Genomic DNA, 15,989 nt, shown 5'->3' with positions numbered 1-15,989 from the left:
GACGGGACCGCAAAGGTCCAGAATTGGGTGAATTTCCCTCCCTCCAGGAGGGGTTTGTAAAGAATACCACAATGTTGGTATGCGTGTTCCAATATGGTTAAAAGAAAGTGAATAAGATTATTCAAGAAAACATCAAAAATGTGATGAGTTTGACAGGATCGCGCCAACTGACCCTCTGGAAACGCGAGGATTTGCTACATTCTCAGCTGGATGTCGTCGCTGAAGAAGTACCGGTTGCGCTGGTTTATAATGGGATTTCGCACGTGGTGATGATGGCATCACCGAAAGATCTTGAGCACTTTGCGATGGGCTTTTCACTTTCTGAAGGCATTATTGAGCGCCCACAGGATATCTACGGGATGGAAGTGGTTCCTTCTTGTAACGGATTAGAAGTGCAGGTTGAGCTGTCCAGCCGTCGTTTTATGGGGTTGAAGGAGCGACGTCGTGCGCTGGCCGGTCGTACCGGTTGTGGCGTTTGCGGCGTTGAACAACTCAATGACATTGGCAAGCCGGTCCAGCCTCTGCCGTTTACCCAGACATTCGATCTGGCACATCTCGATAACGCTTTAAGGCATCTCCCTGATTTCCAGCCTGTTGGGCAACTGACAGGTTGCACGCACGCGGCTGCCTGGGTACAGCCGTCAGGTTATCTGGCGGGCGGACATGAAGATGTTGGGCGCCATGTTGCGCTGGATAAACTGCTGGGACGACGTGCTATCGAAGGGGAAGCCTGGCGACCGGGCGCGGTATTAGTCTCCAGTCGCGCCAGCTACGAGATGGTGCAGAAGTCGGCGATGTGCGGCGTGGAGATTCTGTTTGCTGTGTCTGCCGCGACAACGCTGGCGGTAGAGGTTGCCGAACGCTGTAACCTGACGCTGGTGGGCTTTTGTAAACCGGGCAGGGCAACGATTTATACCCATCCCGAGCGTCTGGTAACAGAATAACAGGTGTTCAATTAATTTGAATAAGACTGGCAAATCCTTCCGCTTTTAGTTGTGTGATGTGAGGGCTATTATTCATCACATCAAGGCACGGTGCCTTACTCAAACAACTAAGTTAAAGGGTTTATATCATGAAAAGCATCAAAACTTTTGTCGCAGTTATCGCTCTGGCTACTTCTTTCGGTTCTTTCGCTGCTCAGACAGTTACCGCGACCGGTTCTACGCTGGAAAGCGCTGAAGCAAAAATTGCCGCTCAGGCTGAACGTGCAGGTGCCAGCGATTACAAAATCACTCAGGCATACACCGGTAACCGCGTGCATATGACCGCAGAATTGCTGAAATAAGAGATCTTTGTATTGTCGAAAGAGCGCCCTGGAGGCGCTTTTTTAATGTATACCTGCCATTCTTAACAACGCGGTCACCACTGCGGCGGCAACGATCACTACAATCAGCGGCAGCTTACGCCAGGCGAGAAACACCGCAAAAGCCACGCCCAGCACGCGAGCCATGCCAGCAAAGTGTTCGCCTTCGTAAAAGGTGGTCGCCAGCGCAACGGAAAACAGTAATACGGTGGCAGCGTCGGAAAGCAGCGCCTGCGAGCGTTCTGAGAGTGCTAAACGGCTCCCCAGCTTAGTTCCCCCTAAACGCATTAAATAGGTTCCCAGAGATAACACGGCGATACCGACGATAAACAGCGTCATATTGCCCATCATTTTTTCCTCGTCAGTAAGCCAAACAGCGAAAGCAGTACCGGCAAACCCACCGGTGCAAAAGGGACGGCGGCGAGAGACAGCGTGGCACCGCTGCAGGCGCGGATAAGCGTCGTACGGTTTTTAAATGCCGGGACGACTAGCGCCAGCAGAATGGCAGGGAAGACGGCATCCAGACCGATAGTTTCCGGAGCGGGCAGAAGCCTGCCGACGACCGCGCCGACCAGCGTGCCAACAGGCCAGAAAACCGCGACGCCCAGACCGCACAGCCAGTAGGCGGCTTTACGCTGTTCTGGCGTTTTTTGCGACAGGCCAAACACCACGCTTTCGTCGTTCATGATATGGCAGCCGAGGTAGCTGGCGGCACGTTTCCCTACCAGATCGCGCACCGTAACGCCGAACGGCACGTGCCGGGCGTTAACCAGTAAACCGGCAGCCGCAGCCGCCAGTGGATTACCGCCGCTGGCGACGATACCGATAAACATAAACTCGGACGCGCCCGCCAGCACCGTAACAGAGAGCACAAACGGTACCCACAGCGGGAAGCCATAAGCCATCGCCAGCGAGCCGTAAGACATGCCCACAACCCCGACGGCCAGACAGACTAAAAATATTGCTTTTATCGTGTCGCCTTTGAGACTGGAAAAATAATGTTTCATACCGTTTTAGCCGTATCGAACGAGTTTTCATTATAATGAACGCAACAAGTTTGATTTACAAGTCGAACGATTTGTTCGATATAAAGAACGCGGAGTCGTGAATGACCCAACCCATCAGTATGATCGCGAAAAGTCTTGTGCGTGAACGTCAGCGCACCGGTTTATCGCTGGCGGAGATTGCCCGTCGTGCAGGAATTGCAAAATCGACACTCTCGCAATTGGAAGCGGGCAATGGAAATCCTAGCCTGGAAACGCTGTGGTCGCTGTGTGTAGCATTGGATATTCCCTTTGCGCGCCTGCTGGAACCGCAGGAGCAAAAAACGCAGGTGATTCGCCGTGGTGAAGGGACAAAAGTCGTGGCTGAGCAGGCTCATTATCAGGCCATTTTACTGGCGGCCTGCCCACCGGGCGCGCGGCGGGATATCTATCTGCTGCTGACGCAACCGGGCGCGGATCGAATTTCAGAACCACATCCACCGGGATCGGTTGAACATATCATCGTGACGCAGGGTAAGGCGATGGTGGGATTAACGGAATCGCCGGAGGAGCTAGGCGAGGGTGACTATATTTGTTACCCCGCGGACCAGGCGCATATATTTAAAGCGCTGGAGCCTGACACCCAAGCGATTCTGGTTTCTGAGCAGAACTAACTGTTATGTTGAGTTGTGCCGGATGCGGCGCGTTAGCGCCTTATCCGGCCTACAAGACTACTGTAAATAAAATACTTCTTTTAACTCTGCGCTGATCGGGCTGTTGTCCGGGTTGGCCGGCATTACGTCGCGCATATGCTGCCACCAACGCTGGCACACGTCGGTGCTGGCGACGGCATTCCAGCGCTCTTCGGACTCAATCTCAACGGTGGCGAACAGCAGATTGCGCTCTTCGTCGAGATAAATCGCGTAGTGATGGGCGCCGTGTGCTTTCAGCACCGCTTCCAGTTCTGGCCAGATGGGATTGTGCCGACGTTGATATTCAACATGTGCGTCGGTATTCACCTGCATCACAAAGGCCTTGCGGATCATAACGCCTCCAGATACAGCTCGCGAACCTCGTCGCGGCTGGCAGTGCGCGGGTTGCACGGCGCACACGGATCGGCCAACGCTTTATCCAGCCAGCCTTCAATATCTTCTCTCGTCACGCCAAGCGAACTAAAGCCTGCCGGAATGCCAACGCGTTTGCTCAGGGCACGAATCGCATTAATAGCCTCCATGCTTGCCGCTTCATCGCTGATACCGCGCGTATCAACGCCCATCGCCTGCGCCACGCGGGCAAAGCGCGCCACGGCGTTCGGGCGGTTAAAGTTTTCGATTACCGGCAGCAGGATGGCGTTGCAGACGCCGTGCGGCAGATTATGGGTCGCGCCCGGCTGATGTGCCAGCGCATGCACCAGACCCAGGCCAGCGCTATTGAATGCCATCCCCGCCAGATACTGACCAAACGCCATTTGTTCACGGGCTTCAAGGTTATGACCCTCGTCGACCGCTTTCGGTAGCCACAGGTTGATCAGGCGAATCGCTTCCAGCGCGTTGGCGTCGGTGAGCGGATGCGCGCCAACGGAAACATAGGCTTCTACCGCATGGGTCAGGGCGTCCATGCCAGTTGCGGCGGTGACGGAAGCCGGGATGTCCAGCATGACGCTGGCGTCATCCACGGCGATATCCGGGATGATATTCGGGTCGATGATCACCTCTTTAACCTTGCGAGCTGAGTCGATAATAACCGCGTTGCTGGTCATCTCTGCTGCTGTTCCGGCGGTGGTATTGATGGCGACCAGCGGTACGCCAGCATTTTTTACCTTGCCCACGCCGGAATAGGCGGTAGACGGACCGGGGTTGGCGGTCAGGATCTTCACCGCTTTGGCGGTATCGATCGGGCTACCGCCACCGAAAGCGATGATGTAATCACACTCTGCGCCTTGGTATGCCGCAAAGCCTTTCTGCACCAGCGCTTCCGTCGGGTTTGGAAACACCTCATCAAACAGGTGATAAGACATCTGATGTTCATCCAGCGCGGCAAACAGGCTATCCAACAGGCCCAGCTTTACCAGTTGACCATCAGTGACGACCAGCGCTTTACCCCATTGCTTATTCGCCACGAGGTTCACCATATCGGCAATTGCGCCTGCGCCATGCAGGCTAATTTTTGGCAGTGCCAACATAAAGCTCATCACTATTCTCCTTACAATGCCAGTGCGCTTGCCAGCGGCGTCACGCCGAAGCGTTTGCCAAGTGCGATTAGCTCTTCACGCGTTATGGTCTGCTTCATACCGCCCATCGAATAGATTTTGACTAAAACTTCAGCGGACTTCTCTGCGGTATCGATCAAACCGAACGCTTCGTCGAGGGTGGATCCACTGCCGAACACGCCGTGGAATGGCCACAGCACCAGCGAATGTTTCTGCATTTCTTCAGCGGTGGCCTGACCGATTTCATCTGTACCCGGCACCATCCACGGCAGAATGCCGACGCCGTCCGGGAACACCACCAGACACTCGGTGCTGCCTTCCCACAGTTTGCGGGTCATTAGCGCGGTGTTGTTTTCCAGTACGTAGGTCAGGGCGATCAGGTTGGTGGCATGGCAGTGCATGATCACGCGGTCTTTACCATTGGTAGCTTTAATACGTTCGCAATGGGAAAGGAAGTGCGCGGGCAGTTCGGAGGTCGGCACGGCTTCGTGGGTCAGACCCCACAGAATGTGGTAACCCGCGCCATCGCTGTCGATTTTCACCACGCCCAAATTGGCGGCCGGATCGAGCTGGACGTTGCGGAAAAATTTCCCCGAACCGGTGACGATAAATGGTGTGTTCGCCAGCAGCGGCATCGGCTGACTCAGTGCGATATAACGCGGTTTTTCGTGGAAATCGGCGCTAAATGGCGCAATATCTGCCTCATCCAGGCGCAGTGTCAGGTTGCCGCCGTTGCGTTCGTCCCAGCCTTTCAGCCAGGCATCGGAAGTGGCTTTAATCATCCCCTGGACGAACCAGGAAGTGGTAATGTTTTGCATATTTTATACCTGTCTTATTCAATGCCGGATAAAGCGAAGCCGCCATCCGGCAAAAAGGGTTAGCTACGTTTACTCAAAATCTCTTTTTCATAAGCGCGAACGCTGTCCAGCCACTGGCTGCCCGCTGGTGTGTCGTGACGCTGGCAATACATCTCCCAGACGGCCTGCCACGGCAGCGACTTTTGCTCTTCCAGCAGGGCCAGACGTGCGGTGTAGTCGCCGCTGGCTTCGAGCTGACGCAATTGCTCGGTCGGTTCTAACAGCGCGCGCAGCAGGGCTTTTTTCATATTGCGGGTGCCGATCACCCACGCGGCGATGCGGTTAATGGAGGCGTCGAAGAAGTCGAGGCCGATGTGTACGCGGTCAAAAAGGTTGTGGCGCACGATCTCGCTGGCAATCGCCTGCGTTTCATCATCCAGCAGCACCACGTGATCGCTGTCCCAACGCACCGGACGGCTGACGTGCAGCAGCAGGCGCGGCACGTACAGCATGGCGGCGGAGATTTTGTCGGAGATCACTTCTGTTGGGTGGAAGTGACCTGCATCCAGACACAGCGCGGTCTGGCGGCTGGTGGCGTAACCCATGTAGAACTCGTTGGAACCGACGGTATAGCTTTCTGCGCCAATACCAAACAGTTTGCTCTCGACGGCGTCGATGTGGTGCGCCGGGTCGAGTTTCTCGCTGATCACTTCGTCCAGGGCTTCCAGCAGGCGTTGGCGTGGTGCTAAACGGTCAACGGTGATGTCTTTCATGCCGTCCGGGATCCAGATGTTCATCACCGACGGCGTACCCAACTGCTCGCCAAAATACGCCGAGACGCGGCGGCTGGCTTTGCAGTGGTCAATCCAGAACTGGCGAATGGTTTCATCGGCGTGAGCCAGCGTGAAGCCGTCTGCACTCAGCGGGTGCGAGAAGCAGGACGGGTTGAAATCAAGCCCTAACTGGTTCGTTTTCGCCCACTCAACCCAGTTTTTAAAGTGTTCAGGTTTGATTTTGTCGCGGGCGACTGGCGTTTCAGACTCCAGATAGATCGCATGCAAATTCAGACGTTTTGGACCCGGGATCAGGCTCAGCGCCTGCTCCAGATCGGCCCGCAGTTCGGTGGCGTTGCGTGCTTTGCCCGGATAGTTACCGGTAGCCTGAATACCTCCAGTGAGCGAACCTTCCGGATTTTCGAAACCGGCGACATCATCGCCCTGCCAGCAGTGCATGGAGACCGGCAGACGATCGAGTTGGCGCAAGGCCGCCTCGACATCAATGCCTACCGCGGCGAAACGCAGTTTTGCCAGTTCCCAGGCTTGTTCAAGTTGAGTGGTCATGCGCAAAGCTCCTTTGTCTGTCGTAGTGATTGAAACTGCGCCTGGTAGCGGGCAATTTCACTTTCAGGATTGGGAATGAAGGTGGTCAGGTCGTAGTTGGCGCGCACCACCTGACGGAAATCATCGACGTTGTTAAGCTCGTCCAGCGTCATCAACTGGATGCCAATATTGCCGAGCGTGGAGGCCTCAATTGGCCCGGACATCACGCGTATACCGCAGGCATCCGCGCACAGCTGGTTCAGCAAGGCGTTCTGACAGCCGCCACCCACGATGTGCAGTTGGCTAAATGCTGCGCCACGCAGCGTTGCAAGTTCTTGCAGGATGTCGGCGTACAGCAATGCCAGGCTGTCGAAGATACAGCGTGCCAGTTCGGCATTTTGTTGGGGAACGGGCTGACCTGATTCACGACAGGCCGCCTGAATTTCCGCGCTCATATCGTCGGGATTGATAAAGCGATCGTCGTTTGGGTTTATCAGGAACTGACAGGCCGGCAGCGCTTGCGTTTGGGCGATAAGTGCTGGCAGGTCTGTAATCTGACGCTCTTTTAAAACGCGCTGGAGCAACCACAGTCCCATGATATTTTTCAGTACGCGGTAGCGCCCTTCCGCGCCCCCTTCGTTGGTAATGTTCGCCGCCAACGCCGCATCGTTGGTATACGGTGTTCTGCTCTCGAAGCCCATCAGCGACCAGGTACCGGATGAGAGATACGCACTATTTTCATCGGCCAGCGGCGATGCGATGACCGCGCTGGCAGTGTCGTGACTGGCGACGGCTACGACCGGAATTTGGTTTTTCTGCGGGCAAATCCAGTGGCCAATTATGTTCCCCGGGTGTGTTGGACGCCCAAACCAGGCTTTGTCTGCCCCGGTCCATGCCAGCAGCGTGTCATCCCAGTCGTCGGTGTTGATATTGACTAACTGGGTGGTGGTGGCGTTGGTGTATTCCCAGTTCATTTTGCCGGTCAGGCGGAAGCTGAAGTAGTCGGGGATTAGCAGAGCATGTGCTATCTGCGGGAGCAGTTCCGGCTGCTGTTCGACCAGCGCACGCAGTTGATACAAGGTGTTAAAGGGCAGAAACTGAATGCCGCTGCGACGGTAGATTTCGCCTTTTCCGGGCTGCGCCATCGCCTGTGACATAATGCCGGTCGTGCGACTGTCGCGATAGGAAACTGGCAGGCCGATGCGCTGACCGTTTTTATCAATCAGAACGTAATCCACGCCCCATGTATCGATGCCGATACTGTCAATGAGAATGCCTTCATCGCAGACTTTCTTCAGCCCCAGACGAATGTCGTTTTCCAGGCTGTCGATATCCCAGGTGTCAAAACCCTCTGTTTTTTGCAGGCAGTTAACGAAGCGATGGATTTCACGCAGCGTCAGAGTGCGGTGGTCACTGTCGTAACGCGCCAGCATTACGCGTCCACTGGATGCGCCCAGATCGACAGCGACACAATGGCGAAAAGTCATAGCGAGATCCTTCTGAGTTTTATTGCACTCAGTCTAAGAACCCCTGAAAAGGCGTACCTTCTTGTTAGTGACAGCCACAATAATCGGCTGGCAGCGTGGCAAAGGTGAACGTGATGCTGTTCACAGTTTCCGCTAATGGTGTGTATTTGGGTGGATGTGACGCCTTCCGCATTTCCCGATCTTTCCCGCCATTTCTTGAAGAATTAACTCTGTTTACGCACTTTGGCGTCAAAAATTTAAGGTGAGGGTAGTAACCCTTAATTACTATTCAGCCATATTCGTTAATCAGGGGGAGCCGTCATGACCGTACTGCATTGCGTGGATTTTTTTCCGACAGGTAAAGCGACAGTGGCTATTGAACCACGGCTTCCCCAACCCGCGTTTCCCGAGCATCATCATGATTTTCATGAAATTGTGGTGGTCGAACATGGTACGGGGATCCATGTGTTTAACGGACAGCCTTACACCATTAGCGGCGGAACGGTGTGTTTCGTTCGCGATCATGACAGGCATTTATACGAACATACTGACAATCTGTGTCTGACCAATGTTCTGTATCGTTCCCCGGAGGCGTTTCAATTTCTGGCTGGGCTGAATCAGCTTTTGCCTCAGGAACAAAATGGGCAGTATCCCTCCCATTGGCGCGTAAATCAGAATGTATTGCAGCAGGTTCGTCATCTGGTGGGGCAGATGGAAGCGCTTGGCGAGGGAATGGATACGCCGACGGCGGCAAATCGCGAGATTCTGTTTATGCAGTTGCTGGTACTGCTGCGTAAAACCAGTCTGATGGAAACGGCGACTGATAACGATGCACGGCTTAACCTTCTGATGGCATGGCTGGAAGATAACTTTGCCGACGAGGTGTGTTGGGAAGCGCTGGCGGAGAAGTTTTCGCTCTCTTTACGCACTTTACACCGTCAGCTTAAACAACAAACAGGGTTGACGCCGCAACGCTACCTTAACCGTTTGCGGCTGATTAAAGCCAGGCATCTGCTACGTCACAGTGATGACAGCGTGACAGATATCGCTTATCTCTGCGGTTTCGGCGACAGTAACCACTTTTCGACGCTGTTTCGCCGTGAGTTCGAGTGGTCGCCGCGCGATATTCGTCAAGGGCGTGATCTTATCGCGGGCGACAGCCTCCAGTAACGCGAAAGCTATCAACGTTTTTTACCGTCAGTTTGCTGATAATCATAGCCTTTCATGCCAGATGGCGGGTGCGTTCAGGTTGAGGTTATGTGATGGCGAATCAGCTAATCCTTTTGAAATCAGACTTTTTTGCGCATGAGCAGCAGGCTGTCGCCGTGGCCGATCGTTATCCGCAGGATGCCTTCGCTGAGCATACTCACGAGTTTTGCGAGCTGGTGCTGGTTTGGCGCGGCAATGGTCTGCATGTCCTTAACGATCGCCCGTATCGGATAACCCGTGGCGATCTTTTTTACATTCGTGCCGAGGATAAACACTCATACACTTCCGTTAACGACCTTGTGTTGCAAAATATCATCTACTGCCCGGAGCGGCTGACACTAAATGTTGACTGGCAAGCTGCGATCCCCGGATTTAACGGTACGCCGAGGCAGCCGCACTGGCGGCTAGGCAGCGTTGGTATGACACAGGCCCGGCATGTGATCAGCCAGCTTGAGCATGAAAGTAATCAGCGTGATGCGCAGGCTTTTACCATGGCGGAGTTGCTGTTCGGACAACTGGTCACGCACCTTAAACGCCATCGTTATGCCACGGATACGCTCCCGGCGACCTCGAGTGAAACGCTGCTGGATAAACTGATAACCGCGTTAGCCGGCAGCCATGAACATGCCTTTGAACTGGGTAAATTTTGCGAGCGTGAGCAGTGCAGCGAGCGGGTTTTACGCCAGCAGTTTCGTAGCCAGACTGGGATGACCATCAATCAGTATCTGCGCCAGGTACGGGTCTGCCATGCTCAGTATCTGCTCAAACATAGCCGGTTGATGATTAGCGAGATTTCCATGCGCTGCGGTTTTGAGGACAGTAACTACTTTTCGGTGGTATTCACGCGGGAAACCGGGATGACGCCGAGTCAGTGGCGTCATCTCAGCACCCAACATAATTAGCTGGCCATTCCCAGTCCAACAATATTTGCCGCGATAATAATCACCACGCAGCCAAGGCTTAGTACGCTGACTGGGCGTCTCCCGGCATTGCTCCACTCTTTCATGATCAGGCCCACGATACCACCGCACAGGACGTAGAAGCTCATGTGCAGCATCCAGCTCATATAGTCATACTGTGCCGGAATTTTGGCGTGGCCCCAGGCGTAAAAGAAGAACTGGAGGTACCACATCAGACCAGCAAGCGCCGAGAACAGGATATTGCTGATAATCAGCGGTTTTGCTAACGAGAAGTCGGCCTTTACTGACAGGTTTTTCATTTTTGCCAGGCGAATGAAGCAGTATCCCAGATTGATCACTGCACCACCGCCCATGATGACCACATAGCTTGGCAGGGCGACATACAGCGGATCGATACCGAGCGCAGCAGCGGCTTCGTGCATTGGTTTAGCCGCATCCATGGCAAAGGACATCCCGGCGGAGAAAAAGCCGCACATCACCGCCAGTATTAGACCTTTTTTCAGATTGAACTCTTCGGCTTTGATGCCCATCTTGCGCTCTTTTAACTGTCCGGCACGGGTTACAATTGCCACGCCGATCAGGGCGACCAGCACGCCGAGCAATGTCATACGTCCTCCAGGCGTGCCGATGAGTACGCCAAATTTACCGGCTATGATTGGCGTCATTAAGGTGCCAACAATGAGCGTAATGCCGATGGCGATCCCTATCCCCATCGACATACCGAGATAGCGCATAGTCAGGCCATAGTTGATATTACCAATCCCCCACATGGCACCGAACAAAAACACCGGCAGCAGTGTGGATGCGCTGAATGAACTGTAATAGGCCCAGAAGTCCGGCAGCAGGATCGCGCTGACGAGCCAGGGAAGGATCAGCCATGATACAAAACCGCCTATGGACCACATGGTTTCCCAGGACCAGTGTTGTACTTTTTTAAAGGGGGCGTAGAAACAAGCGGCACTAGCGGCACCAATAAGATGCCATATTATCCCCATCGTAATTGCATTACCCATTCTGTTTCCTTTTGAATTATCGATTTGACAGGATGAAAATCACCGTTTTGATGTTCAAAAGTTTAAAGAGTGAGCAATAAACTAACCTTCAGCATGCTGCCGCGTGATGAGTAATGCTGGCAAAATTCACGGGATGAAAGGGATATTGATCACAAATGCAGTTCCGCCCCTCTTTTTTGAGAAGGGCGGAAATATTGAGGGTTAGCAGATTCTTACTGCCTGAATACCCATTAGCCAGGCGAGTTTTTCCAGTGCCTCGCCATGGTGTCCCAGGCCAATGCTGCAATGATGAGCTGGACCGCCTATGCACCATTGCGTGGTGAACTCGCGAGCCGATAACGGGAAGCGATAGCGGCTGTTGGTGTTGCCAATATCCAGAACTTCACCTGCCACTGCTTCACCTTCGGCATACTGTAAACGTACCCCGTTTTCGACATCTTCAATTACCGAAAGAAAGGTTACCGGGCCAGGTTTCACGGTCATCTGGATAGACACGCCTTTACCGGGTTTACCATGATAAACTGGCAGCGTAACCAGACTCACCGGACCATCCGCCATCAACGGGTGTGCCGGACCATCATGTCCCCACAAAACAACATCATCTTTAAATTCAATACCGTAAGGTTCTGAGAATGAACCGCCAGCACTCAGAAGTTGCTGAATTTTCATCGCCAGCACATTTTTGATTTCATATTCTCCCGCTACAGGAATACCACGATGAGTGAGTAGCGTGTTGCCGAGAATTATTGAGGTGATGATGTTCTCGTAAGCATTGCCGTTACGACCTTCGTAGTAATAGGCTAATGCACCGAGTTTATTCTGAGCGATCAGTTTATCCATGGCGCAGGCAGTGGTGAGTGCGCGATCAAGCTCTGCAGGTTCGCATGTCGCATCCAACTGAAGGACACGGTGCATTTCCTGTTGTTTGGCGTTGAGGTCTGCCTCGCTGACCTGCTCGCGATATTCCGCCAGCTCACACATCTCCAGTGGCTTAAAGCGTACGCCCATTTTCGCGGATAAGTTCGTCATATTGCTGTAAACGTCCACCATACCGTCATAATAGTGTCCGAGTACGCCAACCTGACAATTTGCCAGCATTTGACGAGCGTTAAGGGCCTGTAGCCACTGCGCCGTTTGTTGCCAGACGTACTCATCGCCCTGTAATGCACCCACAATAAGTTGAAAACGGATATTCGCGCGGTTAAAGACGTTCGCCAGTTCGGGAGCGCTGCAGGCCTGACAGTGCGCCAGCCATTCTCCAGTACGACCGCCCCGATCGGGAATCTGACGGATTTTTGAATAGGGCAATCCTGGTTCTGGCTGTAGGGCCAGAATAATGACCGGTTTATTGATACTTTGCACCAGGGGTAGCACCGTTGAGCTGAGCGCGTAGGTGCTGATGTAAAGGCAGACCGCATCGACCGGCTGATGCTGCAACCGTCTGGTAAGGGCATCGGCTTTATCGACGTTATCAATCAGGCCGCCATTAATCACGGTGGCTTGTTGCGCCGTCAGACGCTCATCAATTGCTTGCAGATAGCCCTGAAGACGTGACTCCAGGCCTGTAAACTGGGGCCAGTATGTGTCGAGGCCGATACCAAAAAGGGCGATGTTGACAGACATAGCAATATTTCCTTGTGAGATAATTCTCAGACTATGTCGTGCTTTATCTCCCATGTCCTTCATGTCGCTGCCTGTTTTCTAGCCAATTGGCAAAATCTGCCTGATTCTCCCGGTAATGCTCACACTTTTACCTCATAATAGCCATGTAAAAAGTACGGCATTGATAATCATTTTCAATATCATTTAATTAACTATAATGACCCAACTGCTTACGCGGCGTTAACACTGGCCGCCCGACAATACTGGAGATGATTATGAGTTATACACTGCCATCCCTGCCGTACGCTTATGATGCCCTTGAACCGCACTTCGATAAGCAGACGATGGAAATCCACCATACCAAACACCACCAGGCTTATGTTAACAACGCGAACGCCGCGCTGGAAAGCCTGCCAGAATTCGCCAGCCTGTCCGCTGAAGAACTGATCACCAAACTGGATCAACTGCCAGCAGACAAGAAAACCGTACTGCGTAACAACGCGGGTGGTCACGCTAACCACAGCCTGTTCTGGAAAGGCCTGAAAACCGGTACTACGCTGCAGGGTGACCTGAAAGCGGCTATCGAACGTGATTTCGGCTCCGTGGACAACTTCAAAGCTGAATTTGAAAAAGCTGCGGCAACCCGTTTTGGCTCCGGCTGGGCGTGGCTGGTGCTGAAAGGTGACAAACTGGCTGTTGTTTCCACTGCTAACCAGGATTCCCCGCTGATGGGTGAAGCAATCTCTGGCGCTTCCGGCTTCCCGATTGTGGGCCTGGACGTTTGGGAACACGCTTACTACCTGAAATTCCAGAACCGTCGCCCGGACTACATCAAAGAGTTCTGGAACGTGGTGAACTGGGACGAAGCTGCTGCACGTTTCGCCGCGAAAAAATAAGTCCGACGCGTTAATTAAGCCCCTGCAAGCAATGCTTGTGGGGGTTTTTTTGTGATCAAAATCAATATAAAAACAATGATCCATTTAAAATGAAACAATGTTTTATTGTGCGAGTGGGATCACTTTTATAGTCTCTGCGAATGTCTATCTTCTTTTCATCAAGACGGCGCATCTCAAAAGCACTATGCAGCCGCCCATAAAGATTGCGCCATTTTTATGTCTACAGGTGATGGAAATGCAGATCAAACGTACGATAGAGAAAATCCCAGGCGGTATGATGCTGGTGCCGCTGTTTCTGGGTGCGTTATGTCACACCTTCTCCCCCGGAGCCGGGAAATACTTCGGCTCCTTTACCAACGGCATGATCACCGGTACGGTGCCGATTTTGGCGGTGTGGTTCTTTTGCATGGGTGCGTCGATTAAGTTAAGCGCCACTGGCACCGTGCTGCGTAAGTCCGGCACGTTAGTGATAACCAAGATTCTGGTGGCGTGGGTGGTTGCGGCGATTGCCTCACGCATTCTGCCGGAACATGGCGTGGAGGTTGGATTCTTCGCCGGACTTTCCACGCTGGCGCTGGTGGCGGCCATGGATATGACCAACGGTGGGCTGTATGCCTCGATTATGCAGCAGTACGGCACCAAAGAAGAGGCCGGGGCGTTTGTCCTGATGTCGCTGGAGTCTGGCCCGTTGATGACGATGGTGATTCTGGGAACTGCCGGGATCGCTTCGTTTGAACCGCACGTGTTTGTGGGTGCCGTATTACCGTTTTTGATCGGCTTTGCACTGGGGAATCTGGATCCTGAGCTGCGGGAGTTCTTCAGCAAAGCGGTGCAGACGTTGATCCCTTTCTTCGCCTTCGCATTAGGTAACACTATTGATTTGAGCGTGATTGCACAGACCGGCGTACTGGGGATTCTGCTGGGCGTGGCGGTGATTATCATCACCGGCATTCCATTGATTATCGCTGATAAACTGATCGGCGGCGGCGATGGAACGGCGGGGATTGCGGCTTCCAGTTCTGCGGGGGCAGCGGTCGCCACGCCGGTACTGATTGCGGAAATGGTCCCGGCGTTTAAACCCATGGCGCCGGCGGCAACCTCTCTGGTGGCGACGTCAGTGATTGTAACCTCCATCCTCGTGCCGATTATCACTTCTATCTGGTCAAAAAGAGCCAAAGCCAGAGCGGTGGCAATCGATATGCGCAGCGCGGTGAAGTAACGTGATTATGCCGGATGGTTTGTACCATCCGGCATAACTGTTTTAACCCTTGATTACAAACACCTCATCAATTGTTCGACACTCACTTTCATTCAGCTCCCCGCCTGCATTACGCGAAACCCCGGTGCAATAGCCAAACTTACGCGATACTACGGTTTTGATGGTGGTGACGAAATCCTCACCGATGGCGTAGATGGACATGTAAGTGCCAATCTGGTCCTGAATATCGCGAAGCGCAGCCAGGTCACCCTGCTTAAACGCTTCTCGTGCGCAGACAAACAACTCCGGCATGACGTTGTTTAATCCTGAAATAATACCCGCGCCGCCTGCCAACAGGTTAGGAATATAGTATTCGTCATAGCCGGACAGCACCGCAAAATCTTCGCGTACGGCGCGGGTGGTCTGGATCATGCTACGGGTATGGGACTGGCAGTCGACGGTATCTTTGATGCCTGCGAAGTTGGGGAACTCAGAAGCAAGAGTGGCAACCAGCTCGGGCGTTAAATCGCAACCGGTACGTGCCGGAAAGTTATAGGCAAACCATTTCCCACTGAGTTTCTGCCCCAATTGACGGAAGTAGCTCAGTAGCTGTTTCGCCGTTTGCCCGTAATAGTAAGGCGGCAGGATCATCACGGCATCGTAACCGGCGCGATACGCTTCCTGTGCCATCAACAGCACATCATTCTGGCAGGTGGATGAGACGTTGGCGACCATCTTCAGCGAGCTCATAGCGCGAGCCTCGCGGATTAGCAGCAATCTTTCCTCGAGCGTAAAGGAGGCAAATTCCCCGATGCTGCCCATCAACAAAATCACGTCGATGTTGGCTTCGGTAAGGCGTTTAAGATGCTGGCTCAGACCGTTAAGATCGATCTTGCCGTCATTGTCCATTGGCGTAATGGAAGGACACCAGACGCCAGCAAATTGCGATTGACCAATCACGTTGTCGACTCCTTATTTGAAATGATGTTTCAAAACCAGCTTGTATTGATAGCATGTGTCCCTAACTTTCATGTGAACCGTGCTCTCATTTTGAGCGACTGGGATAAAATAAAT

The 15,989-nt window shown here is 53.3% G+C and carries 17 protein-coding genes; 7 read left to right on the top strand and 10 right to left on the bottom strand.

Annotated features, from left to right (window positions below; all coding sequences use genetic code 11):
- Positions 1 to 107: 107 nt before the first annotated feature.
- Both fdhD and On2M_RS23205 read left to right on the top strand, forming a co-directional pair.
- Positions 108 to 944 carry a formate dehydrogenase accessory sulfurtransferase FdhD gene (gene fdhD / locus On2M_RS23210; RefSeq protein WP_151218415.1) on the top strand — a complete coding sequence of 279 codons (837 nt, stop codon included), beginning with the start codon at positions 108 to 110 and terminating at the stop codon, positions 942 to 944.
- Positions 945 to 1,072: 128 nt separating this feature from the next.
- On the top strand, positions 1,073 to 1,285 hold the full coding sequence (locus On2M_RS23205) for a DUF1471 domain-containing protein (protein ID WP_003825262.1): 213 nt from the start codon (positions 1,073 to 1,075) through the stop codon (positions 1,283 to 1,285).
- Between the two features lie 42 nt (positions 1,286 to 1,327).
- Here On2M_RS23205 and On2M_RS23200 read toward each other — a convergent pair whose 3' ends face one another.
- Together On2M_RS23200 and On2M_RS23195 are read right to left on the bottom strand one after the other, a co-directional pair.
- Positions 1,328 to 1,651 carry an AzlD domain-containing protein gene (locus On2M_RS23200; RefSeq protein WP_151218477.1) on the bottom strand — a complete coding sequence of 108 codons (324 nt, stop codon included), beginning with the start codon at positions 1,649 to 1,651 and terminating at the stop codon, positions 1,328 to 1,330.
- A complete protein-coding gene (locus On2M_RS23195) occupies positions 1,651 to 2,310 on the bottom strand; it encodes an AzlC family ABC transporter permease (RefSeq protein ID WP_151218416.1) in 660 nt (219 codons plus the stop codon). The genes On2M_RS23200 and On2M_RS23195 overlap by 1 nt, the downstream gene beginning before the upstream one ends.
- Before the next feature lie 101 nt (positions 2,311 to 2,411).
- Between On2M_RS23195 and On2M_RS23190 the strand changes: the two genes are divergently transcribed.
- The gene (locus On2M_RS23190) at positions 2,412 to 2,960 is read left to right on the top strand and encodes an XRE family transcriptional regulator (RefSeq protein ID WP_151218417.1); all 549 of its coding nucleotides are present in this window, start codon (positions 2,412 to 2,414) and stop codon (positions 2,958 to 2,960) included.
- 57 nt (positions 2,961 to 3,017) lie between these two features.
- Here On2M_RS23190 and rhaM read toward each other — a convergent pair whose 3' ends face one another.
- Genes rhaM through rhaB form a run of 5 tightly spaced genes read right to left on the bottom strand, consistent with a single transcriptional unit; the run spans position 3,018 to position 8,098 of the window.
- Complete coding sequence (gene rhaM / locus On2M_RS23185; protein ID WP_151218418.1) at positions 3,018 to 3,332, bottom strand: L-rhamnose mutarotase; 315 nt, start codon at positions 3,330 to 3,332, stop codon at positions 3,018 to 3,020.
- Positions 3,329 to 4,477, bottom strand: coding sequence for a lactaldehyde reductase (gene fucO, locus On2M_RS23180; RefSeq protein WP_210905511.1), 1,149 nt, complete (start codon positions 4,475 to 4,477; stop codon positions 3,329 to 3,331). The genes rhaM and fucO overlap by 4 nt, the downstream gene beginning before the upstream one ends.
- A gap of 11 nt (positions 4,478 to 4,488) precedes the next feature.
- Positions 4,489 to 5,313, bottom strand: a complete 825-nt coding sequence (rhaD, locus tag On2M_RS23175) for a rhamnulose-1-phosphate aldolase (protein ID WP_210905510.1) — start codon at positions 5,311 to 5,313, stop codon at positions 4,489 to 4,491.
- Positions 5,314 to 5,372: 59 nt separating this feature from the next.
- On the bottom strand, positions 5,373 to 6,632 hold the full coding sequence (gene rhaA / locus On2M_RS23170; protein WP_151218420.1) for an L-rhamnose isomerase: 1,260 nt from the start codon (positions 6,630 to 6,632) through the stop codon (positions 5,373 to 5,375).
- The gene (rhaB, locus tag On2M_RS23165; RefSeq protein ID WP_210905509.1) at positions 6,629 to 8,098 is read right to left on the bottom strand and encodes a rhamnulokinase; all 1,470 of its coding nucleotides are present in this window, start codon (positions 8,096 to 8,098) and stop codon (positions 6,629 to 6,631) included. Before rhaB ends, rhaA begins: the two co-directional genes overlap by 4 nt.
- 300 nt (positions 8,099 to 8,398) lie before the next feature.
- Here rhaB and rhaS point away from each other — a divergent pair, with 300 nt between their 5' ends.
- Together rhaS and rhaR are read left to right on the top strand one after the other, a co-directional pair.
- Positions 8,399 to 9,247, top strand: coding sequence for an HTH-type transcriptional activator RhaS (rhaS, locus tag On2M_RS23160; protein ID WP_151218422.1), 849 nt, complete (start codon positions 8,399 to 8,401; stop codon positions 9,245 to 9,247).
- 92 nt (positions 9,248 to 9,339) lie between these two features.
- Positions 9,340 to 10,188 carry an HTH-type transcriptional activator RhaR gene (gene rhaR, locus On2M_RS23155; protein ID WP_210905508.1) on the top strand — a complete coding sequence of 283 codons (849 nt, stop codon included), beginning with the start codon at positions 9,340 to 9,342 and terminating at the stop codon, positions 10,186 to 10,188.
- On the opposite strand, the gene rhaT is transcribed toward rhaR, so the two are convergent.
- Entirely contained in the window at positions 10,185 to 11,219 is a 1,035-nt protein-coding gene (rhaT, locus tag On2M_RS23150) for an L-rhamnose/proton symporter RhaT (protein ID WP_151218424.1), read from the bottom strand. The two genes, rhaR and rhaT, sit on opposite strands and share 4 nt — an antisense overlap.
- Positions 11,220 to 11,420: 201 nt before the next feature.
- Positions 11,421 to 12,842, bottom strand: coding sequence for an L-fucose/L-arabinose isomerase family protein (locus tag On2M_RS23145; protein ID WP_210905507.1), 1,422 nt, complete (start codon positions 12,840 to 12,842; stop codon positions 11,421 to 11,423).
- 254 nt (positions 12,843 to 13,096) lie between these two features.
- Between On2M_RS23145 and sodA the strand changes: the two genes are divergently transcribed.
- Together sodA and kdgT are read left to right on the top strand one after the other, a co-directional pair.
- On the top strand, positions 13,097 to 13,717 hold the full coding sequence (sodA, locus tag On2M_RS23140; RefSeq protein ID WP_003840480.1) for a superoxide dismutase [Mn]: 621 nt from the start codon (positions 13,097 to 13,099) through the stop codon (positions 13,715 to 13,717).
- 235 nt (positions 13,718 to 13,952) lie between these two features.
- On the top strand, positions 13,953 to 14,936 hold the full coding sequence (gene kdgT / locus On2M_RS23135) for a 2-keto-3-deoxygluconate transporter (protein ID WP_151218426.1): 984 nt from the start codon (positions 13,953 to 13,955) through the stop codon (positions 14,934 to 14,936).
- Between the two features lie 42 nt (positions 14,937 to 14,978).
- On the opposite strand, the gene On2M_RS23130 is transcribed toward kdgT, so the two are convergent.
- Positions 14,979 to 15,875, bottom strand: coding sequence for a dihydrodipicolinate synthase family protein (locus On2M_RS23130; RefSeq protein ID WP_151218427.1), 897 nt, complete (start codon positions 15,873 to 15,875; stop codon positions 14,979 to 14,981).
- Positions 15,876 to 15,989: the final 114 nt, after the last annotated feature.

Source organism: Citrobacter sp. On2M (genome assembly GCF_018035235.1).
GTDB lineage: Bacteria > Pseudomonadota > Gammaproteobacteria > Enterobacterales > Enterobacteriaceae > Citrobacter > Citrobacter meridianamericanus.
Note: the sequence above shows the minus strand (reverse complement) of the source record. Positions and strands in the feature narration are given on the sequence as shown.

Excerpts from the sequence above, each read along its gene's own strand:
- On2M_RS23205 (WP_003825262.1), top strand. The coding sequence starts at position 1,073 with ATGAAAAGCATCAAAACTTTTGTCGCAGTTATCGCTCTGGCTACTTCT.
- On2M_RS23200 (WP_151218477.1), bottom strand. The coding sequence starts at position 1,651 with ATGGGCAATATGACGCTGTTTATCGTCGGTATCGCCGTGTTATCTCTG.
- On2M_RS23195 (WP_151218416.1), bottom strand. The coding sequence starts at position 2,310 with ATGAAACATTATTTTTCCAGTCTCAAAGGCGACACGATAAAAGCAATA.
- On2M_RS23190 (WP_151218417.1), top strand. The coding sequence starts at position 2,412 with ATGACCCAACCCATCAGTATGATCGCGAAAAGTCTTGTGCGTGAACGT.
- rhaM (WP_151218418.1), bottom strand. The coding sequence starts at position 3,332 with ATGATCCGCAAGGCCTTTGTGATGCAGGTGAATACCGACGCACATGTT.
- fucO (WP_210905511.1), bottom strand. The coding sequence starts at position 4,477 with ATGAGCTTTATGTTGGCACTGCCAAAAATTAGCCTGCATGGCGCAGGC.
- rhaD (WP_210905510.1), bottom strand. The coding sequence starts at position 5,313 with ATGCAAAACATTACCACTTCCTGGTTCGTCCAGGGGATGATTAAAGCC.
- rhaA (WP_151218420.1), bottom strand. The coding sequence starts at position 6,632 with ATGACCACTCAACTTGAACAAGCCTGGGAACTGGCAAAACTGCGTTTC.
- rhaB (WP_210905509.1), bottom strand. The coding sequence starts at position 8,098 with ATGACTTTTCGCCATTGTGTCGCTGTCGATCTGGGCGCATCCAGTGGA.
- rhaS (WP_151218422.1), top strand. The coding sequence starts at position 8,399 with ATGACCGTACTGCATTGCGTGGATTTTTTTCCGACAGGTAAAGCGACA.
- rhaR (WP_210905508.1), top strand. The coding sequence starts at position 9,340 with ATGGCGAATCAGCTAATCCTTTTGAAATCAGACTTTTTTGCGCATGAG.
- rhaT (WP_151218424.1), bottom strand. The coding sequence starts at position 11,219 with ATGGGTAATGCAATTACGATGGGGATAATATGGCATCTTATTGGTGCC.
- On2M_RS23145 (WP_210905507.1), bottom strand. The coding sequence starts at position 12,842 with ATGTCTGTCAACATCGCCCTTTTTGGTATCGGCCTCGACACATACTGG.
- sodA (WP_003840480.1), top strand. The coding sequence starts at position 13,097 with ATGAGTTATACACTGCCATCCCTGCCGTACGCTTATGATGCCCTTGAA.
- kdgT (WP_151218426.1), top strand. The coding sequence starts at position 13,953 with ATGCAGATCAAACGTACGATAGAGAAAATCCCAGGCGGTATGATGCTG.